We start from the raw sequence: 22,798 nt of genomic DNA, 5'->3' as shown, positions 1-22,798 counted from the left end.
CTACTCCCCCTTGAAGTTTGGCGCCCGCTTCTCCAAGAAGGCCCGCACCCCCTCCTTCATGTCCTCGGTGGCGGAGGCGTAGCCGAAAAGGTCCGCCTCGATCTCCAAGGCCTCCGCCAGGTCCAGCCCCTCGCCCCGCACCACGCTCTCCTTGGCCAGGGCCAGGGCGATGGGAGCGTTTTTCATGATCTTCCGGGCCAGCTGCTTGGCCTCCTCCAGGGCATCGTCCGCCACCCGGTTCACCAGGCCAAGGGCGAGGGCCTCCTCCGCAGGCACATGCCGCCCGGTGAAGATCAGGTCCAGGGCCCGGCCCCGCCCGATGAGCCGGGGAAGGCGTTGGGTGCCGCCAAAGCCCGGGATAAGGCCAAGCCCCACCTCGGGCAAGCCCAGCTTGGCCCCCTTGGAGGCCACCCTCAGGTCGCACGCCAAGGCCAGCTCCAACCCTCCCCCCAGGGCATACCCGTGGATGGCGGCGATGGTGGGAAGGGGCAAGGCGGCGATCTCGGCGAAGACCTGCTGCCCCAAAAGGGCGTACTCCCGGGCCATGAAGGGATCCTTCAGGGCGGCGATCTCCTTCAGGTCCGCCCCGGCGGCGAAGGCCTTGCCCTCCCCGGTGAAGATGGCCACCCGCACCTCGGGGTCTTGGTGGATGACCTCGGCCACCTCGGCCAGCTCCCGCAGGAGGTCCTGGGAGAGGGCGTTTAGGGCCTCGGGGCGCCTTAGGGTAACCAGGGCGATGCCCTCCTCCACCTCGTAGGAAAGGTGCTCAAACTCGGGGATCTCCAGGATGAACTCGTGCTCGCCTTCGTGCTCGTGGGCCATGCTACACCTCCAAAAGGGCCTCGAGGGCCACCTCCACCATGCGCCTTACGCCTTCTTGCAGCACCTCGGGAGGGGCCAACTCCGGGTCCCCGATGCGGTTGGAAACCGCAAGGATGGTCCCTACCCGCACCCCCCGCATCTTACCCAGGAGGAAAAGGGCGCTGGCCTCCATCTCAAAGGCCAGAACCCCGTACCGGGCCCAGGCCCTGGCGCCCTCAGGGGTGGTGGCGTAAAAGGCATCCTCGGTGGCCACAAGGCCCACGTGGTGGGGGTAACCCCTTCGCTCCGCCTGGTTCCAAAGGGCGCGGAAGAGGTCGGCATCGGGCACCGGCGCATAGGGGCGGCCCTCCAGGTACTGCCGGGTGGCCCCGTCCAGGGGCACGGCCCCCTGGGCGATCACCAGGTCCCCCGGGGCCAGGCCCTCGTCCACCGCCCCACAGGTGCCCACCCTGAGGAGCACCCTGGCCCCCAGGCTCACCAACTCCTCGGCCACGATGCTGGCCGAAGGAGCCCCCATGCCCGTGGTCTGCACGGAAACCGGCACCCCCCGGTACCGCCCGGTAAAGCCCAAAAGGCCCCGGTGGGAGGTGTAGAGCCGGGGTTCCTCAAGGAAGGTGGTGGCGATCCACTCCGCCCGGCCGGGATCCCCAGGCAGGAGCACCCTTTCCGCCACCTCCCCCCTTTTGCCCCGCACGTGAATGGGACTCATACCGCCCCATTTTAAAGCCGCAAGACGGAAAGGCCTTCCACCAAGGCCTCGTCGTGGGTGGAGAAAAGAAGGGCCGCCCCCACTTCCCGGGCCAGCTCCTGCATGAGCCCGAGCACGTTCCTGGCCTGGGTGCGGTCCAGGCTGGCCGTGGGTTCGTCGGCCAGGAGAAGGCGGGGCCTGAGGTAAAGGGCCCGGGCCACCGCCACCCGCTGCCGCTCCCCACCCGAAAGCCTCTGGGGAAGGAAGTCCGCCCGTTCCCTAAGGCCCAGCCGGGAAAGGAACCAAAGGGCATGGCCCCGGTCCACCCGGCCCACCAGGTAGCCGGGGGCCAGGACGTTCTCCAAGGCGGTGAGCTCAGGGAAGAGGAAGTGGTGCTGAAACACAAGGCCCATAAAGCGAAGCCGCCTCCTGGCCAGAACCCCCTCGGGAAGGCCCCGGATGGGGGTTCCCTCCCAGTACACCTCCCCCTCCTGCAGGGGCAAAAGGCCCGCCAGGAGGTGGAGGAGGGTGGTTTTGCCGCTTCCCGAAGGCCCCAAGACCGCCAGGGCCTCCCCGGGGTAGAGCCTTAAGGAAACCCCCCGGAAAAGGTAACCGTTCCCGTAGGAGAACCCCAGGCCCACCGCCTCCAAAACCGGGTCCACCTTCTAATCCTCTAGGCAAAAGATGAAGCCTCGGTTAGAGTAAGGCCGATGCCCGCATCCCCTCTTTTCCAGGATATGGGCCCGGAGGAAACCCGCCTGGCCCGCTCCTACTTCCAACCCTTGTTCTACCCCAAGGGCAAACCCATCTTCCACCAGGGGGACCTGGGCCAGGCCCTCTACCTGGTGGAGGAGGGTAGGGTGCGCCTCTACCGCACCCATCTGGGAGGCCAGGAGAAGATCCTGGGGTTCCTGGGACCCGGGGAGGTCTTCGGGGAGATGAGCCTTTTGGACGGAGGGGAACGAAGCGCCAGCGCCGTGGCCGAGGAGGATACCTGCCTCCTGGCCCTTTACCAGGAGGCCTACCTTGGGCTCATCCGCCGCCTCCCCCTCTTCGCCCACAACCTGGCCCGCATCCTGGCCCGCCGCCTAAGGGAACTCAACTTGGAGCTGGACCTCATGGCCTTTGAGGAGGCCAGAAGCCGCGTGGCCTACGCCCTCCTAAAGCTCCTTCGCCAAGGGCACGGACCCCAGTTCCAGCTCCGCCACCAGGACCTGGCGGCCCTGGCCGGGGTGAGCCGGGAAACCACCACCCGGGTCCTCCACCAGCTCAAGGACCAAGGCATCCTGCAGGTCTTCGCGGGGATGGTGGAGGTGACGGACCCCGGGCTTTTGGAGGAGGTGGCCTTTGGCCTGGTCTGAGGCAAGCGCGTCGGAGGGACTTCCATGCGCCTGAAGGTGGATGTTCTGCCCACGGAGGCCTTGGTCTACCCCGATGTGGTCCTGGTGGTGGATGTGATCCGCTCCACCACCACCGCCGTCTGCTTCCTGGAGGCGGGGGCGGAAGCCCTGTACCTGGTGGCGGGCCTCGAGGCCGCCCGGGCCTTCAAGGACCGGGACGTGCTCCTGGCGGGGGAGGTGGGGGGGCTGAAGCCCCCAGGGTTTGACCTGGGGAACTCCCCCCGGGAAGCCCTGGAGGCCTCGGTGGGGGGCAAGGTGGTGGTGATGAGCACCACCAACGGGACCAAGGCCGCCCACGCCGCGGCCAAAACCGCCAAGCACGTGCTATTGGCCTCCCTCTTTAACGCCCACGCCGCCGCCCGATTGGCCCGGGAGCTGGCCACCGAGGAGGTGGCCATCCTCTGTGCGGGCAAGGAGGGGCGGGTGGGGCTGGACGACCTCTACACCGCTGGGGTCTTGGCGGAGTACCTGGGGCTTTTGGGGGAGGTGGAGCCCGAGGACGGGGCCAGGATCGCCTTGGCGGTGAAGCGCACCTACCAGGACCCCCTGGAGGCCCTCTCCCTCTCCGCCGCCGCCCAGGCCCTGAGGGGGGTGGGCCTCGAGGCCGACGTCCCCTTCTGCGCCCAGGTGGCCAAAAGCGCCGTGGTGCCCATCCTCACGGGCCGGGTGGGGGAGGCCCTCATCTTCAAGCGGGCCCTCCCCGGGCAGGCGGGCTAGGCGCCAAGACCCAGGAGCCCCGCCCCGGCAGGGCCCCCCTGGCCCAGGTGGGGGAAGGCCAGAAACCCATGGGGGCGCAGGACCAGCAAGCCCTAGCCCCCCGCCAGGAGCTCGTAAAAGCGCCTGATGGCGGCGATCCCCCTCTCCAGGTTCACCAGGTCCAGCTTCTCGTTGGGGGCGTGCAGGTTGTCGTCGGGAAGGCCCAGGCCCAGGAGGACCACGGGCGCCCCCAGGGCCTCCTGGAGCTCCGCCACCACGGGGATGGTGCCCCCTTCCCGGGCATAGACCGGCGGACGGCCCCAGACCTCCTCCAAGGCCTTGGCCATGAGGCGCATGGGGGGGCTATGGGGGTCGGTGAGCACGGGCTTGCCCCCGTGGAGGCGAAGGACCTCCAGGCGGTATCCGGGGGGGCAGACCTCCTTCAGGTAAGCCTCCGCCAAGGCCGCCACCTCCTCCGGGTCCTGGTCCGGCACCAGGCGCATGGAGAGCTTCATCCCCGCCTCGGCGGGGATCACCGTCTTGGAGCCCTCCCCCTGGTAACCGCCCCAGATGCCGTTCGGGTCCAGGGTGGGCCGGGTCCAAAGCCGCTCCAGGGGAGAGTACCCCTCCTCCCCCGGCAAAACCTCCACCCCCAGCTCCGCCTTCAGGGCCGCCTCGTCCAAGGGGGGCCAGAGGCGGCGCTCCTCCTCGGAAACGGGGCGCACCCGTTGGTAGAAGCCCGGGATGCGCACCTTCCCCGTCTTCTCGTCCTTCAGCTTGGCCAAAAGCCAGCCCAGGGCCTGGATGGGGTTTGGGGCCACCCCGCCGAAGGCCCCGGAGTGGAGGTCCCGCCTGGCCCCCTTTAGCCGCACCTCCAGGTAGCAGAGGCCCCTCAGGCCGTAGGTGAGGGTGGGGGTGTGGGGGGCGAACATGGCCCCGTCGGAGATGAGGACCACGTCGGCCTTCAGCTTCTCCCGGTGGGCCCGCACGAAGGGGAGGAGGTTTGGGCTTCCGATCTCCTCCTCCCCTTCCACCAAAAACTTCACGTTCACCCGGGCGGGGAGGTCCTCGAGGGCCGCCACGTGGGCCCAAAGCTGCCCCTTGTCGTCCGAGGCCCCCCGGGCGTAGATCCGCCCGTCCCGCAGGGTGGGGCTAAAGGGCGGGCTTTCCCAAAGCTCCAGGGGATCCGGGGGCTGGACGTCGTAGTGCCCGTAGACCAGGACCGTGGGGGCCTTGGGGTCCAGGAGGCGCTCCGCGTAGAGGATGGGGTGGAGGGGGGTCTCGTGGAGCTCGGTGCGGAAACCCAGGGCTTGGAGCTTGGCCGCTAGCCACCGGGCCGCCTTGCGGACGTCTTCCCTGTGGGCGGGGTCGGTGGATACCGAAGGGATGGACAAGAACTCCAAAAGGGGCGCTAGCGTCTTCACGCCCCCATGCTACTCCCTTCGGAAAGCGCCTTACCCTCCTCCAGGAGAAGGAGCTTCAGCCGGGCCACCTCGGCCTCAAACCGGGCCTGCAGGGCCTCCAGCTCCGCCCGAAGCCGCATGATCTCCTCCACCCCCGCCAGGTTCACCCCAAGCTCCTGCGTCAGGCGGCGGATCTCCCTCAGCTTCTCAATGTCCCGCTCCGAGTAAAGCCGGGTCTTCCCGCCCGACCGCTTCGGCTTGATCAAACCCTTCCGCTCGTACAGCCTCAGGGTCTGCGGGTGCATCTCCAAAAGCTCCGCCGCCACCGAGATCACGTACACGGGACGGTCCTTGGGGGAGGGCTTGGCCGTGGCCCCGGGAGGAGGAAGGGCCGGGCGCTCCAGCTCCTCAAAGCGGGCCCCGATCTCCTGCTTCAGCCGGGCCACCTCGGCCTCAAACCGGGCCTGCAGGGCCTCCAGCTCCGCCCGAAGCCGCATGATCTCCTCCACCCCCGCCAGGTTCACCCCAAGCTCCTGCGTCAGGCGGCGGATCTCCCTCAGCTTCTCAATGTCCCGCTCCGAGTAAAGCCGGGTCTTCCCGCCCGACCGCTTCGGCTTGATCAAACCCTTCCGCTCGTACAGCCTCAGGGTCTGCGGGTGCATCTCCAAAAGCTCCGCCGCCACCGAGATCACGTACACGGGACGGTCCTTGTCCATGGCCTTTAGCTCCCTCCGCTAAACCCTCCTAACCTATCCTACTACAAGGGGGGCACAAAACCTAAGCGCAAGGAAGCTTTCCTGGCCGCCTCCACCACCCGGGGGGCCAGGCGGTGGGCCTCCTCCAGGGAAAGGCGGCTTGCGGGGGCGGAAAGGGAAAGGGCCGCCACCACCTCCCCCCCGGGGCCGAAAACCGGCGCGGCCACGCACCGCACCCCCAGCTCCCTCTCCTCGTTGTCCAGGGCGTAGCCCTTCGCCCTCACCCCGGCGAGCTCCCGCTCCAGGTCCTCCCGGCGGGTGAGGGTGTAGGGGGTGTAAGGGGTTAGGGAAACCCCCTCGGGAAGACCCAGGAAAGCCAGGAAGACCTTTCCCACCCCGGTGGCGTGCAGGGGGGCCCGGCTCCCCGGAGCGGTGAAGAGGCGGACCAGCCTTCTTCCCTCCGCCTGGTCCAGGTAAAGGGCCTCCTTGCCCGCCAGCACCGCCAGGTTCACGCTCTCCCCGGTTTCCGCCGCCAGGGCCTCCATCTCCGGACGCACCGCAAGAAGCAGGTTCCGCCTCGGATAGACCTGGCCCACGGCGAAGGCCTTGGGGCCCACCCGGTAGACCCCCTTTTCCTCCTCCACGAAACCGTGGCGGACCAGGGTCTGGAGGAAGCGGTAAAGGGTGCTCTTGGTAAGCCCCGTTCGTTGCGCCAGGGAGGAAAGACCGGCCTCCCTTAACTCCGCCAAAGCCTGGAGCACGGCTAGGCCCCGCTCCAGGGTCTTCACCTCCTCGGCTCCCTTCCTCCTGGGCCGTGGCATGGGTCTAAGGCTAGCACCCCTGGGCCAGTTTTTCAATAAGCAAAAAACTGTTTTGTTTATTGACAAATCGGGGTCCCTCCCTTAAGCTCAAGCCACCATGAAGGGCGTGGAAATCCTGAAAGACCATCCCCTCTTGGGAGAGGTGCTCACGGAGGAGGCCTTGAGGTTCGTGGTGGCCCTGCACCGGGAGTTCAACCCCGTGCGCAAGGCGCTTCTTGAGCGGCGGAAAGCCCTTTGGGAAAGGTTTAAGGCGGGGGAAAAACCCAACTTCCTCGAGGAAACCGCCTTTGTGCGGGGGGGGTCCTGGCAGGTGGCCGAGGCCCCGCCCGACCTGCAAGACCGCCGGGTGGAGATCACCGGCCCCACCGACCGCAAGATGATCATCAACGCCCTGAACTCCGGGGCCAAGGTCTTCATGGCCGACTTTGAAGATGCCCTTTCCCCCACCTGGGACAACGTGATCGGGGGGCAGAAGAACCTCTATGACGCCGTCCGCCGCCAGATTGACTTCGTGAGCCCCGAAGGCAAGGAGTACCGGCTCAAGGAAGAGGTGGCCACCCTGGTGGTGCGGCCTCGAGGGTGGCACCTGGTGGAGAAGCACGTGCGGGTGGACGGGGAGCCCATATCGGCAAGCCTCTTTGACTTCGGCCTCTACTTTTTCCACAACGCCCACGAGCTCCTGAGGCGGGGAAGCGGACCCTACTTCTACCTGCCCAAGCTGGAAAGCCACCTGGAAGCCCGCCTCTGGAACGAGGTCTTCAACTTCGCCCAGGACTACCTGGGCCTCCCCCGGGGGACCATCCGGGCCACCGTCCTCATTGAGACCATCCTGGCGGCCTTTGAGATGGAGGAGATCCTTTACGAGCTCAAGGAGCACGCCGCCGGCCTCAACGCCGGGCGGTGGGACTACATCTTCAGCTGCATCAAGAAGTTCGCCACCACCGCCCCCATCTTCCCCGACCGGGCCCAGGTGACCATGACCGTGCCCTTCATGAAGGCCTACACCGAACTTCTGGTGAAGTCCTGCCACATCCACGGGGCCCACGCCATCGGGGGCATGGCCGCCTTCATCCCAAGCCGCAAGGACCCCGAGGTGAACGAGCGCGCCCTAAAGCAGGTGCGGGCCGACAAGGAGCGGGAAGCCGGGCAGGGCTTTGACGGCACCTGGGTGGCCCACCCCGACCTGGTGCCCGTGGCCATGGAGGTCTTTGACCGCCACCTGGGGGATAGGCCCCACCAGAAGCACGTGAAGCGGGAGGACGTGCGGGTGGGGGCGGAAGACCTCCTGAACTTTGAGGTCCCGGGGGGCAAGGTGACGGAGGCGGGCCTCAGGAACAACGTCTCCGTGGCCCTGCAGTACCTGAACCAGTGGCTTCTCGGCAACGGGGCCGCGGCCATCTTCAACCTCATGGAGGACGCCGCCACCGCGGAGATCAGCCGGGCCCAGCTCTGGCAGTGGGTGCACCGGGGGGCCACCCTGGAGGACGGGCGCACGGTGACGCCGGAGCTCTACCAAAAGATCAAGGAGGAGGAGCTCGCCAAGCTGGGGGGGCGGGAGGTGGGCCGCTACCGGGAGGCGGAGGAGATCCTGGACAAGCTGGTGCTTTCCCAGGAGTTCACCGAGTTCCTCACCCTGGTGGCCTACGATTACATAGATTAGCCCCATGAGAAAGGGGCAGGCCAAGGCCTGCCCCTTGGGGTAAAGTGGGAGGCAAGGAGGCCACGATGGGGTTTTTGCAGGAGCTCAAGGCCCTGTTCCCCCCGGGGAGGCTCCTCACCCGGGAGGCGGAGCTTGCCCCTTACGAGTCCGACGCCCTCACCGCCTACCGCAGGCGCCCCTTGGCCGTGGTGCTCCCCGAGCGCAAGGAGGAGGTGGTGGAGGCGGTCAGGCTCTGCCACCGCTATGGCGTCCCCTTCGTGGCCCGGGGTAGCGGCACCAGCCTCTCGGGGGGCTCCTTGCCCGTGGAGGGAGGCCTGGTCCTGGCCCTCAACCGCATGAACCGCATCCTGCGCCTGGACCCCAAGGCCCGCATCGCCGTGGTAGAGCCGGGGGTGGTGAACCTGGAGGTCTCCCGGCAAGCGGCCCCCTTTGGCCTCTACTACGCCCCCGACCCCAGCAGCCAGCCCGTCTCCACCCTGGGGGGCAACGTGGCCTTCAACTCCGGGGGGGCCCACTGCCTGAAGTACGGGATGACGGCAGGCCACGTCCTGGCCCTCGAGGTGGTCACGCCCCAGGGGGAGGTGGTGCGCCTGGGCGGGGAAGGCCTCGAGGGCGCGGGGCCCGACCTCCACGGCTTCTTCGTGGGCACCGAGGGGCTTTTGGGGGTGGCCTTGGAGATCACCCTGAGGCTTCTCCCCAAGCCCGAGGCCTACCACACCCTCCTGGCGGCCTACGGGAGCCTCGAGGCCGCGGGGAACGCCGTGAGCCAGGTGATCCGAAGCGGGCTTCTCCCGGGGGCCATGGAGATCATGGACCGGCTCGCCATTGAGGCCGCCGAGGCCGCGGTGAAGGCCGGCTACCCCCAGGCCGAGGCCCTCCTCATCGTGGAGCTGGAGGGCCCCAAGGAGGAGGTGGCGGAGGAGGCCAAGCTCCTGAGCGAGGTCATCCGGGAAAGCGGGGCCTTGGAGGTGCGCATCGCCCAAAGCGAGGCGGAACGCCAGGCCATCTGGAAGGGGCGCAAGGCCGCCTTCAGCGCCGTGGGGAGGCTCTCCCCCGACTACCTCGTCCAGGACGGGGTGGTGCCCCGAAGCCGCCTCGCCGAGGCCCTGAGGGAGATCGGAAGGCTTTCCCAGGCCTTTGGCCTCCGGGTGGCCAACGTCTTCCACGCCGGGGACGGGAACCTCCACCCCCTGGTCCTCTACGACGGCAAGAAGCCGGGGGAGCTGGAGCGGGCCGAGGCCCTGGCCGGGGAGATCCTCAGGCTTTGCGTGCGCTTAGGGGGCTCCCTCACCGGGGAGCACGGCATCGGGGTGGAAAAGAAGGGCTACATGCCCGAAATGTTCGCCCCGGGGGACCTCGAGGCCATGGAGCGGGTCAAGGAAGCCCTGGACCCCCAAGGCCTTGCCAACCGGGGCAAGGTGCTACCGGAAGAGGTTTATGCCTGAGGTTCGCGCGAGCTCCCTGGAAGAAGTCCAGAACGCCGTGCGCGCCCACCCCCGCCTGCGCCCCAAGGGAGGGGGGAGCAAACCGGCCCTTTCCACCCCCAAGGAGGGGGAGGTCCTCCTGGACCTCTCGGGGCTTAGGGGCATCCTGGAGTACACCCCTGAGGAGTTCGTCTTCACCGCCTACGCGGGCACGCCCCTTATGGAGATCGAGGCCGCCTTGCGGGCCCACGGCCAGTACCTGCCCTTCCACCCGCCCCTGGTGGGGCAAGGGGCCACCCTGGGGGGCACGGTGGCGGCGGGGCTTTCCGGCCCCATGCGGGAACGGTTTGGGGGCCTAAGGGACTTCATCCTGGGGGTGCGCTTCGTGGATGGGGAAGGGAGGCTGGTGCGGGGCGGGGGCAAGGTGGTGAAAAACGCCGCCGGCTTTCCCTTCCACCGCCTCATGGTGGGCTCCCTGGGGGCCTTTGGGGTCATGGTGGAGCTCTCCTTCAAGGTCTTCCCCTACCCCCGGGCCACCAGGACCCTGCGGACCGGGTACGGGACCCTGGAAGAGGCCCTTTCGGCCCTGGAGCGCCTCCGGGGGCTTCCCTTGGACCTCCTGGCCCTGGACCTGATCCCCCCGGCCACCCTGGAGATCCGCCTGGGGGGCTTTCCCGGGAGCCTGGAGGGGCGCCTTCGGCGGCTCCAGGAGCTCCTGGGACGGGAAGGGGAGGTCCTCCTCGAGGACGAGGCCCACTGGGAAGGGGTGCGGGACCTCTCCTTCCTGGAGGGAAGCCCCATCTGGGCCAAGGTCCCCTCGCGCCTGGACCTCATCCCCATCCTCGAGGGCCTGCCCCTGGGGCCCAGGCGGTACATGGCGGGCGGGGAGCTCCTCTATGCCGGCCTGGAACCCGAAGGGCTCCACGCCCTGAGGCGGGCGGGGATCCCCCACCTGGTCCTGAAGGGGGCCGAGGAGGCCCTTTTCCCACCCCCACCCGAGGCCTTTTTCCGCAAGGTCAAACAGGCCCTGGACCCCAGGGGCCGCTTTCCCTTAGGGTGAGAGCATGCAGCACCGGATACCCGTGGAAGCCCTGGGCAAGGAAGGGGAGGTGATGGCCCACGCCATCGAGGCCTGCGTCCACTGCGGCTTCTGCCTCCCCACCTGCCCCACCTATGTGGTCCTGCAGGAGGAGATGGACTCCCCCCGGGGGCGCATCTTCCTCATGAAGGAGGTGCTGGAGGGAAACCTCCCCCTGGAGGAGGCCCTCCCCTACCTGGACCGTTGCCTGGCCTGCCAGGCCTGCGTCACCGCCTGCCCCAGCGGCGTCCCCTACGGCGAGCTCATCGCCACCTTCCGCCTTCACACCGAGGGCAAGCGCCACCGCTACCCCTTGGAGCGGGTCTACCGCCTGGGGCTCCTGCGCACCCTCCCCCACCCGGAGCGCTTCCGGCCCCTGGCCGAGCTGGGAAGCCGGCTCAAACCCCTTCTCCAACCCCTTCCCCTGCCCAAGGCCCTTAAGGCCCCCCTCGCCCTCCTCCCCGACCGCCTGCCGGAAAGGGCCTCCCACCAGGAGGTCTACCCCGCCAAAGGCCCAAGGCGGGCCCGGGTGGGCATCCTCCTGGGCTGCGCCCAGCAGGTCCTGAGGCCCTCCATCAACCGGGCCACCCTCCGGGTCCTGCAGGAAAACGGGGTGGAGGTGGTGGTGGCCAAGGAGCAGGCCTGCTGTGGGGCCTTAAACCTCCACGCTGGGGACAAGGAGGGGGCAAGGGCCCTGGCCCGAAAGAACCTAAAGGCCTTCCAAGATGTGGACTACGTGGTCAGCAACGCCGCCGGCTGCGGCTCGGGGATGAAGGAGTACCCCCTCCTCTTCCTGGGGGAGCCCGAGGAGGAGGAGGCCCGGGCCTTGGCGGCCAAGGTCAAGGACCTCACGGTCCTCCTGGACGAGCTCGGCTTCACCCCGCCCCCACCCCCCAGAACCCCCCTCAGGGTGGCCTACCATGACGCCTGCCACCTGGCCCACGCCCAAGGGGTGCGGGAAGCCCCCAGGAGGCTCTTAAGGGCGGCGGGCCTCGAGGTCGTGGAGCCCAAGGAGTGGGAGCTCTGTTGCGGGTCCGCCGGCACCTACAACCTCTTCCAACCGGAGATCGCCAAGGCCTTGGGCCGGAGGAAGGCGGAGAACCTCATGGCCACCCAGCCCGACCTGGTGGTCACGGGCAACATCGGCTGCCTCACCCAGATCCAGGCCTACCTGGACCGGGGCATCCCCGTGCTGCACACCGCGGAGCTTTTGGAGATGCTCTATGCCGGTCAAGGGGGAAGCGGAGGGGATACCCCTCCTCCATAAAGGGCGATGGCCTGGTCCAAGGCACCTGGCCCAGAAGCAAAGTCCCTCCTCCTCACCGCCTTCCGTCAGGCCCTGGAGGAAGCCCACCCCTACCGCCTCACCCTAAGGGCCCTTCCCAAGGCCAAGCCCCACCTGATCCTGGCGGTGGGCAAGGGCGCCGCCTGGATGCTGCGGGCGGCCCTGGATCGCTACGGGGAGGTGCACTACCACCTCACCCTGCCCCAGGGGCAGGAGGCCTTGGGGCTACGGGCGGTCTTCGCCGGTCACCCCCTGCCCGATGGGGAAAGCCAAAGGGCGGCCCAGGAGGTCCTGGGACTCCTCAAGGGGCTTCCCCCCAAGGCCCGGGTTTTGGCCTTGGTCTCGGGTGGGGGAAGCGCCCTGTGGTGCCTGCCCCTAGGGATCTCCCTGGAGGAAAAACGGGCGCTGACGGAAGCCCTCCTAAGAAGCGGGGCCAGCATCGGGGAGATCAACACCGTGCGCAAGCACCTCTCCCGGGTGAAAGGGGGCAGGCTTCTTTTGGCCACCCCGGCCCGGGTCCAGGCGCTCCTCCTTTCCGACGTGCCGGGGGATGATCCCGGGGTCATCGCCTCTGGGCCCTTCCACCCCGATCCCACCACCTATGCGGACGCCTTGGCCGTCCTGGACCGCTACCGCCTGGCCTTCCCCGAGGCCAGGCGGGTGCTGGAGGAGGGAGCCCGAGGCCGGCTTCCCGAAACCCTGAAGCCCCAAGACCCCGCCCTAAAGCGCCTATCCCACCGGATCGTGGGGCGCAACCTTGACCTCCTCGAGGCCGCCCAAAGGTTCCTAAGGGGGCAAGGCCACCGGGCGGTGATCCTTTCCGACCGCTTCGGCGGCGAGGCCCGGGCCTTGGCCCGTTTCCATGCGGAGCTGGTGGAAACCATCCGCACCCATGGGCTTCCCTTCAAACCCCCCCTTTTCCTCCTCTCCGGGGGCGAGGCCCAGGTCCAGGTGAGGGGAAAGGGCCAGGGGGGCCGGAACCTGGAGTTTCTCCTTTCCCTATATGCCCACCTCAAGGCTCCCCTTTACGCCCTGGCCGCCGACTCCGACGGGCTGGATGGGCCTTCGGGCGCCGCGGGGGCCCTCCTCACCCCGGAGGTCTGGGACCTGGGTCTAGACCCCAGGCCCTTCCTGGCGGAAAACGATAGCCTGGGCTTTTTCCAGAAGGCGGGTACCCTTCTGAAGACCGGCCCCACCGGCACCAACCTCAACGACTTCCGCCTCCTCTTTGTGGAATAAAGGCGCTCTCCATAAGGAACTCCCACCTTGGGTTACTCCCTTGTACTCGCCTGCCTTGTAAGGAAAAGGCCAGGTTTTGCACACGGGCGGACTGCCCATATCGTCCCCACCTTCGGGTGAAACCCGCCACCCTCTTTGAGCTTGGGCGGCCCAACCCCCGCGAGGCCAAGGTGGGCCCTAAGGCATGAAAGCCCCTAAAGGGAAACCTTTAGCCAGAAGGACGTTTGCTCGGCCCCAGGAGGCGGAGGGGAGCTTGGGTAAAGGCCGGCCACCCTAGGCCAGGGGAGGTTTAAGAAGGGTGTAAGGGCCCAGGCATAAGCTCAAGGGTGAAGGGGGTGAATGAACCATGGTCAAGCACACCCTTATCACAAAACAGGGAAGGTTGTGGTTGGGCCTTTCGCTTTGGGTCCTCATCCTGGTGGCTTGCGGAACCCCACCTACCAACGAAGCCATCGGAACCCGTTGGACGCTCAGGCAATCTGGAACCACCTATCACCTTTTCAGCGTCACCTTTGGCAACGGCAAGTATGTGTCCGTGGGTGCCAACGGTACCATCCTCACCTCTGCTGACGCCATCACCTGGTCCAACGCAAGCTCTGGAACCACAGCCCTCCTCCGTGGCGTGATCTTTGCCAATAACCGCTTTGTGGCAGTGGGCGGTGGCGGTACCATCCTTACCTCCCCCAACGGAACCAGCTGGAGCGCTAAAGCTTCCGGTACGACCAAAGAACTCCTGGGGGTTACCTACGGAAACGGCCAATATGTGGCTGTGGGCCGCGAGGGCACCATTCTAACATCCAGCGATGGGAGCACCTGGACCAGTCAGACCTCCGGAACCCCGAACGACCTTGAAGGCGTTCTGTTCGCTAACAACCGCTTTATAGCGGTGGGGAGCAGCGGCACCATACTCGTCTCCCAAGACGGCACCCGTTGGTCCCAGGTCGCCACCAACGTGTCCCCTCCGCTAGAGAGCATCGCCTGGGGAAACAATCGCTGGCTGGTGGCAGGAGGTGGCGGCGTGTTGCTAACCTCTTCGGACGGAACCTCCTGGACCCCGCTAAACTCGGGCACCACCAAGTATCTCACAAGCGTAACCTTCGGAGCCAACCTGTTCGTAGTGGTCGGGGAAGATGGCACCATCCTCACCTCCCGAGACGGCAGCAGCATTTCCAGCCAGACCTCCGGGGTCAGCGTGTGGCTAGAGGGAGTTACCTTCGCCAATGGGCAATTCGTGGTTGTTGGCAGGGGAGGGGTAGTGCTCACCTCTCCCTAAGCACCCCGTGGTGGCTTGCGCCACCACGAGGGCCCTAGAAAAGCCGTGGCCGTGGCCATGTCCCTATTCCCCGCCCCTTGGCCACGGGCGAAGCCCGCACCTTGCGGCAACCCCCCATGCACCGGTACCCGGCTTCAAACCACCTCCCCTTGGCCTACTTCCTTTCCCGGCATCCTAAGGCCCTGGCCCGAGGATCGCCAAACCCCCTCTTGGTTAAGCCGCAACTTTGGAAAACAAGGCAGCGCAGGGAAACGTGATACCCTAGGGCCCGGGGGAGAGATCGCTTGCGGGAAGCGCTGAGCCTCTACGTGCACGTCCCCTTCTGCCCCACCCTGTGCCCCTACTGCGACTTCCACGTGGTGCGCCGGGGAGCGGGGTGGGTGGAGGCCTACCTGAAGCGCCTGAAGGAGGAGGCCCAAAGGCTCTACGAGGCCTACCCCGGGCCCCTCAAAACCCTCTACCTGGGCGGGGGCACCCCGAGCTTTCTCAGGGACCGGGAGCTGGTGGCCCTCTTCGGGGCCCTTCCCTGGAGGCTGGAACAGGGGGCGGAGGTGACCCTCGAGGCCAACCCCGGCACCCTAAACCGGGAACGGCTTGCCCTCTTGAAGGGCTTGGGGGTCAACCGCCTCTCCCTAGGGGTGCAGAGCTTCCAGGACCGGGTGCTGCGGTTCCTGGGCCGGGCCCATGGGCGCAAGGGGGCCCTGAAGGCGGTGGAGCTGGCCTTGGAGGGGGGGTTTAGGGTTTCCCTGGACCTCATCCTGGGCCTTCCCATGCAGGAAGTGGAACAGGACCTGGCCGAGGCCGCCTCCCTGGGGGTGGGGCACGTGTCCGCCTACACCCTGCAGGTGGAGAAGGGTACCCCCTTCGCCCTCCTGGGCCTGAAGGAGGACCCGGAGAGGGAAGGCTGGGCCATGGAAAGGGCGGAGGAGGTCTTGGGGGAGGCGGGCCTTTTGCGCTACGAGGTCTCCAACTTCGCCCGGCCGGGGGAGGAGGCCCGGCACAACCTGGTCTACTGGCGGAATGGCTTCTGGCTCGCCCTGGGTCCCAGCGCCGCAGGCCAGTACCCGGGCACGGGGCCGGTCTACGCCTTCCGCCGCACCCATCCTCCCCTCCCCCGCTGGCTGGCCGGGGAGCCCCCGCAGGAGGAGGCCATCCCCCCCCTGGAGCACGCCAAGGAAAGCCTGATGCTGGGCCTGCGCCTCAGGGAGGGGGTGGATGTGGGGGCCTTGGAGCGGCGAACAGGGCTAAGCCTCTGGCCCCGCCTAAGACCCGTGGCCGGAACCCTAGCGGAAGCGGGCTTCCTGGAGGTGAAGGGCCCCCGCCTCATCCCCACCCGCAAGGCCTTTCCCCTCCTGCACCAGGTGGTCTTGAAGCTCTGGGGGGCCCTCGAGGCCTCCCAAAGCCCCAAGGGTGATATCCTTTGACCTAGTCAAAGGAGGAAGCCATGGACCTAAGCCAGCTGGGGAAAGAGGTGCTAAAGGCCCAGCCCTTCAGCCAGTACCTGGGGATGGAGCTCCTATCCGCAGGGGAGGAAGGGGTGGAGCTGGCCCTAAGCGTCCGCCCGGAGTTCTACCAGCACCTAGGGGTGGTTCAAGGGGGCGTCATCGCCGCCCTGCTGGACAACGCCCTCACCTTCGCCGGCGGCCTGGCCTTGGGCCCGGAGGTGCTCACCGTGGAGTTCAAGGTGAACTTCCTCCGCCCCGCCAAGGGGAAAAGGCTTTTGGCCCGCGCGCGGGTGGTGCAGGCGGGCCAGCGCCTGGCCGTGGTCCAGGGTGAGGTTTACAGCGAGGAGCCCGAGCCCAAGCGGGTGGCCTTGGGCCAGGGCACCATCGCCAAGGTCTAGGCGAAGGCCAAGGCTTCCCGTGCCCGGTCGGCCAGGGCGAAGAAGCGCTCCTTGGTAAGGGGGATCTTGCCCGTCACCAAGCCTTTTCCGGGCTCGTAGTGGGCGTGCAGGTGGATGTGGGCCCGGGGAAGGCGGATGCCGATGCGCTTCAGCTTTGCGTGGCGGGGGGAGACGTCCGCCAGGAGGAAGGGCTCCCCCAGGGCGTCCGAGAGGGAGGCGGTCATGATGGTGGTGGGCAGGTCGTAGGGGCGCTCCATGCGGTAGATGAAGTCGGGGAAGTCCGCCTCCTTCTCAAACCGGACCCCCCTCTCCCGGGCGTACTCCCGCATCCAGGAAAGGAGCTCCACCCAGGCCTCGTAGAGTTCCCGTTCGTGCGAAGGGCTCATGGCCTGAGTATACCAACCCTTCCCGGCCTAATAGAGGAACTCCCGGATGTCGTACCGGGCCACCCGCAGCCCCATGCGGCGAAGCGCCTCGGCCCAGGCGGCCAGCTCCGCCTCCAGATCGGGAAGGCCCTCGAGGCCCAAGGCGGCGTAAGGGGTGCCCGGCTGCTCTTGGAAAGGGGAGAGATAGACCACATCCTCCCGGTCCAAGGGGAGCTCGGCCAAAAGCCAGAGGCTCTCCCGGCGGTGGGCCTCCGCGTAGGCCGCGCCCCCAGCCCCCACCATGAGGATCACCCCCACGGAAAGCCCCGCTTCCTTCAAGGCGCTCACCAGGGAGAGGGCCTCCCGGGGGTGCCCGGGTTTATTGAGAAGGGCCAGCAAGGGCGCATGCCCGGTCTCCAGGCCCAGGTACACCCGCCTAAGCCCCAGGGCCCCAAGCCTGGCCCACCAGGAAACCTCCTTCTTCATCCCCGTAAAAAGGTCCAAAAAGCCCAGGACGGGCTCCCCCGGGAAAGTCCGCTGGACCGTTTCCATAAGGGGAAGAAGGGGTTCCCCCAGGGCCAGGGCGTTGCCATCCCCCAGGAAAACCCCTCGCCTTAGAAGCCTTCCCCTTCCCAGGAGTTCCAAAACCCGCTCCACATGCTCCTGAAAAGCGCTCGGAGAGCGCTTCTGAAAGGGGCGGTCCTGGTAAAAGGAGCAGAAGGCGCACCGGTTCCAGGTGCATCCCGTGGTGGCCTGGAGGACCACGGAAAGGTAGGCATCCGGGGGAAGGATGCTCACGGGCCAGGGGTAGGCCCTGCGGTAAGGGGTGGGATCCCAAAGGGCCTCAGGGGTCCAGCGGAGGACCTCGGCCCGGCGTTCGGGATCGCGCAGGTGGGCCTCCGCCAGCCCCAGGATCTCCCCATAGACCGCCAAGGCCTCCTCCTCCCCCAAGCGCCGCCTCCTCCTCGCCCCCTCCCGGTAGCGCAGGTGCAGGCTGCCGTCCAGGGCCCGCTTATAGGTGAGCCCCTGGCGGAAGTAGTGGTAGGGCCGTCCCTCCCGGTCAAAGGAAAGCACCCTCTCCCCCAGGGAGAGGACCGTAGCCTCCGGGCGCAAGAGCTCCACGCCCTTAGGTTATCCGTGGCCAAGGATGCGGTGGGGGCGGATTTGCCCAAAGCCCCCCAGACGAGGCCAGAGGGACACCTCAGCCCCCTCGAGGCCCTTAGAATAAGCCCCGTGGCGCTCTCGGCCCTGAAGGGCCTCCTCTCCCCCGAGACCCTCCCTCGCCTCACTCCCTTGGGCGGTTTTGAAGCCCGGGTGTACACGGATGGGGAAAGGGTCTACAAGGTATACCGGCCCGGCGAGGCCCACCTGGCGGCCCTCGAGGCGCAAAGGATGGCCCGCGCCGGGCTGGGGAGCTTCGTCCTAGGGGTGGAGCAGGTGGCGGGGCAAGGGGTCCTGGTGATCCGCCATTTTCCCGGAAAGCCCTTCAGCCCCGAGACCTTTACCCCCAAGGCCCTGGCCGACCTCTCCCACCTTTTCCTCTCCCTGCACCGCCTCCCCGAGCCGGGGTACGTGGAGGGGAAGGAGCTGGCGGAGAGGCTAGAGCGCTTCGCGGAAAGCCTGGCCTCCGTGCCCGAAGCCCTCACCCTCGCCAAGGCCCTCCTGCGGGAGGTCCCCTGGGTGGCGGGGGTGGAGAAGCGCTTCTGCCACCGGGACGCCTGGGCGGGAAACCTCCTCCTGAAAACCCAGGAACACCCCTCCCCGGACGACCCCGAGGTGCTCCTGGTGGACTGGGTCCGCTCCGGCGGGGACGATCCCGCCCGGGACCTGGCCCTCCTCAAGACGGGAAGCCTGGACCTTCTGGGGGAAGGGGCGGCCCGGGAGGCCCTTTTCCGCCTGGCGCGGTTCTACCCCAAGGAGGTGCGGGAGCGCCTGGCCTTTTACGTACCCCTCACCTACCTCCACGACCTCCACTGGTTCCGCACGAAAAAGCCCGAGGGCTTCCTCGAGGCCCTGGCGGACAAACTCCCCCGGGCCCTGAGCTTCTTCCAAGACTGCTTTCCCCCAAGAAACCGGGCGTGTTAGGCTTTGGGGGATGAGGATCACCCTGGTGGACCATCCCCTGGTCCAGCACAAGCTGGCCCACCTTCGCGACAAGCGCACCGGCGCCAAGGACTTCCGCGAGCTGGCCGAGGAGGTATCCCTCCTCATGGCCTATGAGGCCATGCGCGACCTGGAGCTTACGGAAACCACCGTGGAAACCCCCGTGGCCCCCGCCCGGGTCAAGGTGCTTTCCGGGAAGAAGCTGGCCCTGGTGGCCATTTTGCGGGCCGGTTTGGTCATGGCGGAGGGCATCCTTAAGCTGGTGCCCCACGCCCGCGTGGGGCACATCGGCCTCTACCGGGATCCCGAGTCCCTAAAGCCCGTGCAGTACTACGCCAAGCTACCCCCGGATATCCACGAGCGCCGGGTCTTCCTCCTGGACCCCATGCTGGCCACGGGGGGAAGCGCCAGCCATGCCCTTACCCTTCTTAAGGAAAAGGGAGCCACGGGGATCAAGCTCATGTGCCTTATCGCTGCCCCCGAGGGCCTGGAGCGCATCGCCCAGGACCACCCGGAGACGGAGGTGGTGGTGGCGGCCATCGACGAGCGCCTGAACGAGCACGGTTACATCGTTCCCGGCCTGGGAGACGCCGGGGACCGGATCTACGGGACCAAATGAGCGAACTCCTGAAGAGGGTCGGCATCGCTGAGCCCACGGGCACGGGCTGGCTCACCGTGGCCTTCGCCTTCCTGCTGGCCCTTTTCTTCACCTGGCGCTTTTTGCCCCATGTCCGCCGCTTCGCCCTCAAGGTGGGGTGGGCGGACCTGCCCAACGAGAGGCGGCTCAATCGGGAGCCCCTCCCCAACGCCGGGGGCCTTGCGGTCTATGCGGGCGTGGTGCTGGCCCTGGTGGCGGCGGCCTTCCTGAGGCCCATCCTGGTGGAACAAGTCCTCATCCAGATCCTGGCCATCCTCTTGGGAGGGGCTTGGTTGGTGCTGGTGGGCTTCATTGACGATCAGTTCGGCCTTCCTCCCCTTTTCCGCCTCTTCGTGCAAACCCTGGCCGCCCTGCTCCTGATGGCGGTGGGGGTGCGGTTTGAGGCCGCCTTCGGCACCCCCCTGGACCCCGCCTTGGGCCTTTTCCTCACCTGGCTCTGGGTGGTGGGGATCACCAACGCCCTGAACCTCATGGACGGCCTGGACGGCCTGGCGGGCGGGGTGGCGTACATCAGCGCCATGAGCCTCCTCTTCGTGAGCGCCCAGTTTCCCTACTGGGCGGCGGGCACCTTGGTCCTGGCGGCCCTGGCCGGGGCCGCCCTGGGTTTTCTGCGCCACAACCTCCACCCCAGCCGCATCATCCTGGGGGATGCCGGGGCCTACTTCCTGGGCTACACCCTGGCGGCCACGGCGCTTCTTGGCAACCTGAAGCTCACCACCTTTCTGGGCCTCCTGCCCCCGGCCCTCTTCCTCCTCCTCCCCATCCTGGACACCACCCAGGTGGTGGTGCGCAGGCTTTTGCGGGGGCAGAACCCCCTCTCCACCCCCGGCAAGGACCACATCCACCACCGGCTCCTGGCCCGGGGGTTATCGCAAAGGCGGGTGGCCTTCCTCCTTTGGGGGCTGGCCCTCCTCTTTAACCTTTTGGCCATGGCCTACCTGGGCATGCCCCAGGAGGCCATCCTGGCAAGCCTAGGGGCCACGGTTTTGGGCCTGGGGTGGGTAACCTACCGGCGCTTAAGGGCCCTTTGGAGGGGAGAGTAGCATGAAGCGGGTGGTTCTAGCCTTCGGAACGCGGCCTGAAGCCACCAAGATGGCCCCGGTCTACCTGGCCCTGAAGGAACACCCCCACATCAAGCCCCTCGTCCTCCTCACCGGCCAGCACCGGGAGCAGCTTCGGCAGGCCCTGGGGCTATTCGGCATCCAGGAGGACCGAAACCTGGACGTGATGCAAGAACGCCAGGCCTTGCCCGACCTGGCGGCCCGCATCCTGCCCCAGGCCGCCCGGGCCCTCGAGGAGATGCGGGCCGACTACGTCCTGGTGCACGGGGACACCCTCACCACCTTCGCCGTGGCCTGGGCCGCCTTTCTGGTGGGGCTTCCCGTGGGGCACGTGGAAGCCGGCCTAAGGAGCGGCAACCTCAAGGAGCCCTTCCCCGAGGAGGCCAACCGCCGCCTCACCGACGCCCTCACGGACCTGGACTTCGCCCCCACCCCCCTTGCCCGGGAAAACCTGCTAAGGGAGGGCAAGCCCGCGGAAACCGTCCTGGTCACCGGCCAAACCGGGGTGGATGCCGTGCTTCTCGCCGCCCGGATGGGCCGGCTTCCCCAAGGCCTCCCTCCCGGCCCCTACGTCACGGTCACCATGCACCGCCGGGAAAACTGGCCCATCCTCCCTGACCTGGCCCGGGCCCTGAGAAAGGTGGCGGAGGCCTTCCCCCACCTCACCTTCGTCTACCCCGTGCACCTCAACCCCGTGGTGCGGGAGGCGGTCTTCCCGGTGCTGAAGGGGGTGAGGAACTTCGTCCTCCTGGACCCCCTGGAGTACGGGCCCATGGCCGCCCTGATGCGGGAAAGCCTCCTCCTCGTCACCGACTCCGGGGGGCTTCAGGAGGAGGGAGCGGCCTTGGGGGTGCCGGTGGTGGTGCTCAGGAACGTCACCGAAAGGCCGGAAGGCCTGGAGGCGGGCATCCTCAAGCTGGCGGGAACGGATCCCGAAAGGGTGTACCGGGTGGTGGCGGGGCTTTTGGAAAGCCCTGAGGAACTGGCCCGCATGCGCCAGGCCAAGAACCCCTATGGGGACGGCAAGGCGGGCGTCCGCGTGGCCCAAGGGGTAGCCTGGCGGCTGGGCCTAGGCCCTAGGCCGGAGGACTGGGTTCCGTAGGCCAGGAGCGCAGCTGGTAGGCTCCCACCAGGAGGACCGCCCCCCCAGGACCAAGGCGGCGAGCCGCCCCCCCAGTTGTTCAAAAAGGAAGCCGGTGAGGTAGGCCCCAAGGGGACCGGTGCCCAGCATCACCAGGCTGTACACCGCCATCACCCGGCCCCGGATCCGGTCGGGGACCGAGAGCTGCACCAGGGTGTTGGCGTTGATGAGCACGGAGATCATGCCAAACCCCCCCAGGGCCAGGAAGAAAGGGGCCAAGGAAGCCTGGGGGAGGTAAAGCCCCAGATGGGCCAGGGAGAGGGAAAAGACCCCCAAGAGGAGCCTCTTTGGCTTGGGCCTGCCGGTAAAGGCCATGACCAAAGCCGCCCCCAAGGCCCCAAGCCCCACGCTGGAGAGCAAGGCGCCATACCCGGTGGCGGAAAGCCCCAGGACCAGCCGGGCATAGGCGGGGACCAGGGTCTGGAAGTTCATGCCCAAGAGGCTTGCGAAGAGCACCAGCCCCACCACCCGGCGCACCACGGGGTTCTCCAGGACAAACCGCACCCCCTCCAGGGCCTCCCGCCACCAGCGGCCGTCCCCCTCCTCCCCCCTGGAACCCGGGGGGACCCGGCGGAGAACAAAAAGGAGGGGCAGGAAGGAAAGGGCGTTGGCCAGATAGGCCGCCTCCACGCCGAAGAGGGCGATGAGAACGCCGGCCAGGGCCGGCCCCACAAGCCGGCTCAGGTTGAAGCCAAAGGAGTTCAAGGCGATGGCCCCGGGGTAGCGGTCCCGCCCCGCCAGCTCCACGGTGAAGCTCTGGCGCACGGGGAGGTCCATGGCGTTAAGGGCCCCGTAGAGGAAGGCGAAGAGGAGCACGTGGCCGTAGCGCACCCATCCCGTGAGGATGAAAAGCGCCATGAGAAGGGCCAGGAGCATCATGCCCCCTTGGGTGAAGAGGAGGAGGTTTCGCTTGGGATACCGGTCCGCCAAAACCCCGGCGGGAAGGGAAAAAAGAAGGGAGGGCAGGAACTGCAAGGCCACCACCAGCCCAAGCCGCTCGGCGCTCCCCGTGAGGAGGAGCACCAACCAGCCCTGGGCGGCCGCCTGCATCCAGGTGCCCATCTGGGAGGTAAAAAGGGCGAGCCAGTAGGAGCGGTAGAGGGGATCCCGAAGCAGGGCCAAGGCCAGCACCCTTCCATCCTA

At 67.6% G+C, this 22,798-nt stretch carries 22 protein-coding genes and 1 pseudogene; 14 read left to right on the top strand and 9 right to left on the bottom strand.

Annotation, left to right across the window (positions count from 1 at the left end; translation table 11 throughout):
- From BS74_RS02870 to BS74_RS02860, 3 genes are read right to left on the bottom strand one after another with little or no spacing between them, the layout of a single operon-like run.
- A complete protein-coding gene (locus tag BS74_RS02870; protein ID WP_038055882.1) occupies positions 1 to 822 on the bottom strand; it encodes an enoyl-CoA hydratase/isomerase family protein in 822 nt (273 codons plus the stop codon).
- 1 nt (position 823) lies between these two features.
- Positions 824 to 1,531, bottom strand: a complete 708-nt coding sequence (locus BS74_RS02865) for a phosphorylase family protein (protein WP_038055880.1) — start codon at positions 1,529 to 1,531, stop codon at positions 824 to 826.
- A gap of 11 nt (positions 1,532 to 1,542) precedes the next feature.
- Positions 1,543 to 2,172, bottom strand: a complete 630-nt coding sequence (locus BS74_RS02860) for an ABC transporter ATP-binding protein (protein WP_038055878.1) — start codon at positions 2,170 to 2,172, stop codon at positions 1,543 to 1,545.
- 48 nt (positions 2,173 to 2,220) lie between these two features.
- Between BS74_RS02860 and BS74_RS02855 the strand changes: the two genes are divergently transcribed.
- On the top strand, positions 2,221 to 2,871 hold the full coding sequence (locus BS74_RS02855) for a Crp/Fnr family transcriptional regulator (protein WP_038055876.1): 651 nt from the start codon (positions 2,221 to 2,223) through the stop codon (positions 2,869 to 2,871).
- 24 nt (positions 2,872 to 2,895) lie between these two features.
- Positions 2,896 to 3,627 (top strand): 2-phosphosulfolactate phosphatase, encoded by a 732-nt coding sequence (locus tag BS74_RS02850; RefSeq protein WP_038055874.1) that lies wholly within the window; start codon positions 2,896 to 2,898, stop codon positions 3,625 to 3,627.
- A gap of 92 nt (positions 3,628 to 3,719) precedes the next feature.
- Here the strand turns inward: BS74_RS02850 and BS74_RS02845 are convergent, their stop codons facing one another.
- From BS74_RS02845 to BS74_RS02835, 3 genes are read right to left on the bottom strand one after another with little or no spacing between them, the layout of a single operon-like run.
- On the bottom strand, positions 3,720 to 5,030 hold the full coding sequence (locus BS74_RS02845) for a dipeptidase (RefSeq protein WP_038055872.1): 1,311 nt from the start codon (positions 5,028 to 5,030) through the stop codon (positions 3,720 to 3,722).
- Entirely contained in the window at positions 5,027 to 5,725 is a 699-nt protein-coding gene (hspR, locus tag BS74_RS02840) for a heat shock protein transcriptional repressor HspR, fused homodimer type (RefSeq protein ID WP_038055870.1), read from the bottom strand. Before hspR ends, BS74_RS02845 begins: the two co-directional genes overlap by 4 nt.
- A gap of 41 nt (positions 5,726 to 5,766) precedes the next feature.
- Positions 5,767 to 6,525, bottom strand: coding sequence for an IclR family transcriptional regulator (locus BS74_RS02835; protein ID WP_038055868.1), 759 nt, complete (start codon positions 6,523 to 6,525; stop codon positions 5,767 to 5,769).
- Positions 6,526 to 6,622: 97 nt separating this feature from the next.
- Here BS74_RS02835 and aceB point away from each other — a divergent pair, with 97 nt between their 5' ends.
- The 8 genes from aceB (at position 6,623) to BS74_RS02795 (ending at position 16,327) form a co-directional block, all read left to right on the top strand.
- Positions 6,623 to 8,185, top strand: a complete 1,563-nt coding sequence (gene aceB, locus BS74_RS02830; protein WP_038055867.1) for a malate synthase A — start codon at positions 6,623 to 6,625, stop codon at positions 8,183 to 8,185.
- Between the two features lie 65 nt (positions 8,186 to 8,250).
- Positions 8,251 to 9,630 (top strand): FAD-linked oxidase C-terminal domain-containing protein, encoded by a 1,380-nt coding sequence (locus tag BS74_RS02825; RefSeq protein WP_038055864.1) that lies wholly within the window; start codon positions 8,251 to 8,253, stop codon positions 9,628 to 9,630.
- On the top strand, positions 9,623 to 10,669 hold the full coding sequence (locus BS74_RS02820; RefSeq protein WP_038055862.1) for an FAD-binding protein: 1,047 nt from the start codon (positions 9,623 to 9,625) through the stop codon (positions 10,667 to 10,669). The genes BS74_RS02825 and BS74_RS02820 overlap by 8 nt, the downstream gene beginning before the upstream one ends.
- A 4-nt stretch (positions 10,670 to 10,673) precedes the next feature.
- Positions 10,674 to 11,954: a glycolate oxidase subunit GlcF gene (gene glcF, locus BS74_RS02815; protein ID WP_038055860.1), complete on the top strand. Its 1,281-nt coding sequence runs from the start codon at positions 10,674 to 10,676 to the stop codon at positions 11,952 to 11,954.
- A 6-nt stretch (positions 11,955 to 11,960) separates the two neighbouring features.
- Entirely contained in the window at positions 11,961 to 13,211 is a 1,251-nt protein-coding gene (locus tag BS74_RS02810) for a glycerate kinase type-2 family protein (RefSeq protein WP_038055858.1), read from the top strand.
- 346 nt (positions 13,212 to 13,557) lie between these two features.
- Complete coding sequence (locus tag BS74_RS02805) at positions 13,558 to 14,484, top strand: WD40/YVTN/BNR-like repeat-containing protein (protein ID WP_219228109.1); 927 nt, start codon at positions 13,558 to 13,560, stop codon at positions 14,482 to 14,484.
- A 284-nt stretch (positions 14,485 to 14,768) separates the two neighbouring features.
- Positions 14,769 to 15,908 (top strand): radical SAM family heme chaperone HemW, encoded by a 1,140-nt coding sequence (hemW, locus tag BS74_RS02800; RefSeq protein WP_245606067.1) that lies wholly within the window; start codon positions 14,769 to 14,771, stop codon positions 15,906 to 15,908.
- A 20-nt stretch (positions 15,909 to 15,928) separates the two neighbouring features.
- Entirely contained in the window at positions 15,929 to 16,327 is a 399-nt protein-coding gene (locus BS74_RS02795; protein WP_038055856.1) for a PaaI family thioesterase, read from the top strand.
- Here BS74_RS02795 and BS74_RS02790 read toward each other — a convergent pair.
- Complete coding sequence (locus BS74_RS02790) at positions 16,324 to 16,713, bottom strand: NADH-quinone oxidoreductase subunit 15 (RefSeq protein WP_038055854.1); 390 nt, start codon at positions 16,711 to 16,713, stop codon at positions 16,324 to 16,326. The two genes, BS74_RS02795 and BS74_RS02790, sit on opposite strands and share 4 nt — an antisense overlap.
- 27 nt (positions 16,714 to 16,740) lie before the next feature.
- Positions 16,741 to 17,814, bottom strand: coding sequence for a radical SAM protein (locus BS74_RS02785; RefSeq protein WP_038055852.1), 1,074 nt, complete (start codon positions 17,812 to 17,814; stop codon positions 16,741 to 16,743).
- Here BS74_RS02785 and BS74_RS02780 point away from each other — a divergent pair.
- From BS74_RS02780 to wecB, 4 genes are read left to right on the top strand one after another with little or no spacing between them, the layout of a single operon-like run.
- Complete coding sequence (locus BS74_RS02780) at positions 17,731 to 18,777, top strand: aminoglycoside phosphotransferase family protein (protein ID WP_245606066.1); 1,047 nt, start codon at positions 17,731 to 17,733, stop codon at positions 18,775 to 18,777. The two genes, BS74_RS02785 and BS74_RS02780, sit on opposite strands and share 84 nt — an antisense overlap.
- Before the next feature lie 10 nt (positions 18,778 to 18,787).
- The gene (gene upp, locus BS74_RS02775; protein ID WP_038055850.1) at positions 18,788 to 19,414 is read left to right on the top strand and encodes a uracil phosphoribosyltransferase; all 627 of its coding nucleotides are present in this window, start codon (positions 18,788 to 18,790) and stop codon (positions 19,412 to 19,414) included.
- Positions 19,411 to 20,496 carry an MraY family glycosyltransferase gene (locus BS74_RS02770; protein WP_038055847.1) on the top strand — a complete coding sequence of 362 codons (1,086 nt, stop codon included), beginning with the start codon at positions 19,411 to 19,413 and terminating at the stop codon, positions 20,494 to 20,496. The genes upp and BS74_RS02770 overlap by 4 nt, the downstream gene beginning before the upstream one ends.
- Before the next feature lies 1 nt (position 20,497).
- Entirely contained in the window at positions 20,498 to 21,616 is a 1,119-nt protein-coding gene (gene wecB, locus BS74_RS02765; RefSeq protein WP_038055845.1) for a non-hydrolyzing UDP-N-acetylglucosamine 2-epimerase, read from the top strand.
- Here wecB and BS74_RS02760 read toward each other — a convergent pair.
- Positions 21,591 to 22,786 (bottom strand): annotated as a pseudogene (locus BS74_RS02760) (MFS transporter). The gene wecB and the pseudogene BS74_RS02760 sit on opposite strands and share 26 nt — an antisense overlap.
- Between the last annotated feature and the right edge of the window lie 12 nt (positions 22,787 to 22,798).

The sequence above is a fragment of the Thermus amyloliquefaciens genome, from assembly GCF_000744885.1.
Classification (GTDB): Bacteria; Deinococcota; Deinococci; order Deinococcales; family Thermaceae; genus Thermus; species Thermus amyloliquefaciens.
The sequence above is the reverse complement of the archived record's forward strand: the minus strand, read 5'-3'. Positions and strand labels throughout refer to the sequence as shown.

Excerpts from the sequence above, each read along its gene's own strand:
- BS74_RS02770 (WP_038055847.1), top strand. The coding sequence starts at position 19,411 with ATGAGCGAACTCCTGAAGAGGGTCGGCATCGCTGAGCCCACGGGCACG.
- BS74_RS02825 (WP_038055864.1), top strand. The coding sequence starts at position 8,251 with ATGGGGTTTTTGCAGGAGCTCAAGGCCCTGTTCCCCCCGGGGAGGCTC.
- wecB (WP_038055845.1), top strand. The coding sequence starts at position 20,498 with ATGAAGCGGGTGGTTCTAGCCTTCGGAACGCGGCCTGAAGCCACCAAG.
- BS74_RS02805 (WP_219228109.1), top strand. The coding sequence starts at position 13,558 with ATGGTCAAGCACACCCTTATCACAAAACAGGGAAGGTTGTGGTTGGGC.
- BS74_RS02850 (WP_038055874.1), top strand. The coding sequence starts at position 2,896 with ATGCGCCTGAAGGTGGATGTTCTGCCCACGGAGGCCTTGGTCTACCCC.
- BS74_RS02835 (WP_038055868.1), bottom strand. The coding sequence starts at position 6,525 with ATGCCACGGCCCAGGAGGAAGGGAGCCGAGGAGGTGAAGACCCTGGAG.
- upp (WP_038055850.1), top strand. The coding sequence starts at position 18,788 with ATGAGGATCACCCTGGTGGACCATCCCCTGGTCCAGCACAAGCTGGCC.
- BS74_RS02855 (WP_038055876.1), top strand. The coding sequence starts at position 2,221 with ATGCCCGCATCCCCTCTTTTCCAGGATATGGGCCCGGAGGAAACCCGC.
- glcF (WP_038055860.1), top strand. The coding sequence starts at position 10,674 with ATGCAGCACCGGATACCCGTGGAAGCCCTGGGCAAGGAAGGGGAGGTG.
- BS74_RS02870 (WP_038055882.1), bottom strand. The coding sequence starts at position 822 with ATGGCCCACGAGCACGAAGGCGAGCACGAGTTCATCCTGGAGATCCCC.
- BS74_RS02810 (WP_038055858.1), top strand. The coding sequence starts at position 11,961 with ATGGCCTGGTCCAAGGCACCTGGCCCAGAAGCAAAGTCCCTCCTCCTC.
- BS74_RS02820 (WP_038055862.1), top strand. The coding sequence starts at position 9,623 with ATGCCTGAGGTTCGCGCGAGCTCCCTGGAAGAAGTCCAGAACGCCGTG.
- hspR (WP_038055870.1), bottom strand. The coding sequence starts at position 5,725 with ATGGACAAGGACCGTCCCGTGTACGTGATCTCGGTGGCGGCGGAGCTT.
- aceB (WP_038055867.1), top strand. The coding sequence starts at position 6,623 with ATGAAGGGCGTGGAAATCCTGAAAGACCATCCCCTCTTGGGAGAGGTG.
- BS74_RS02795 (WP_038055856.1), top strand. The coding sequence starts at position 15,929 with ATGGACCTAAGCCAGCTGGGGAAAGAGGTGCTAAAGGCCCAGCCCTTC.
- BS74_RS02790 (WP_038055854.1), bottom strand. The coding sequence starts at position 16,713 with ATGAGCCCTTCGCACGAACGGGAACTCTACGAGGCCTGGGTGGAGCTC.
- BS74_RS02865 (WP_038055880.1), bottom strand. The coding sequence starts at position 1,531 with ATGAGTCCCATTCACGTGCGGGGCAAAAGGGGGGAGGTGGCGGAAAGG.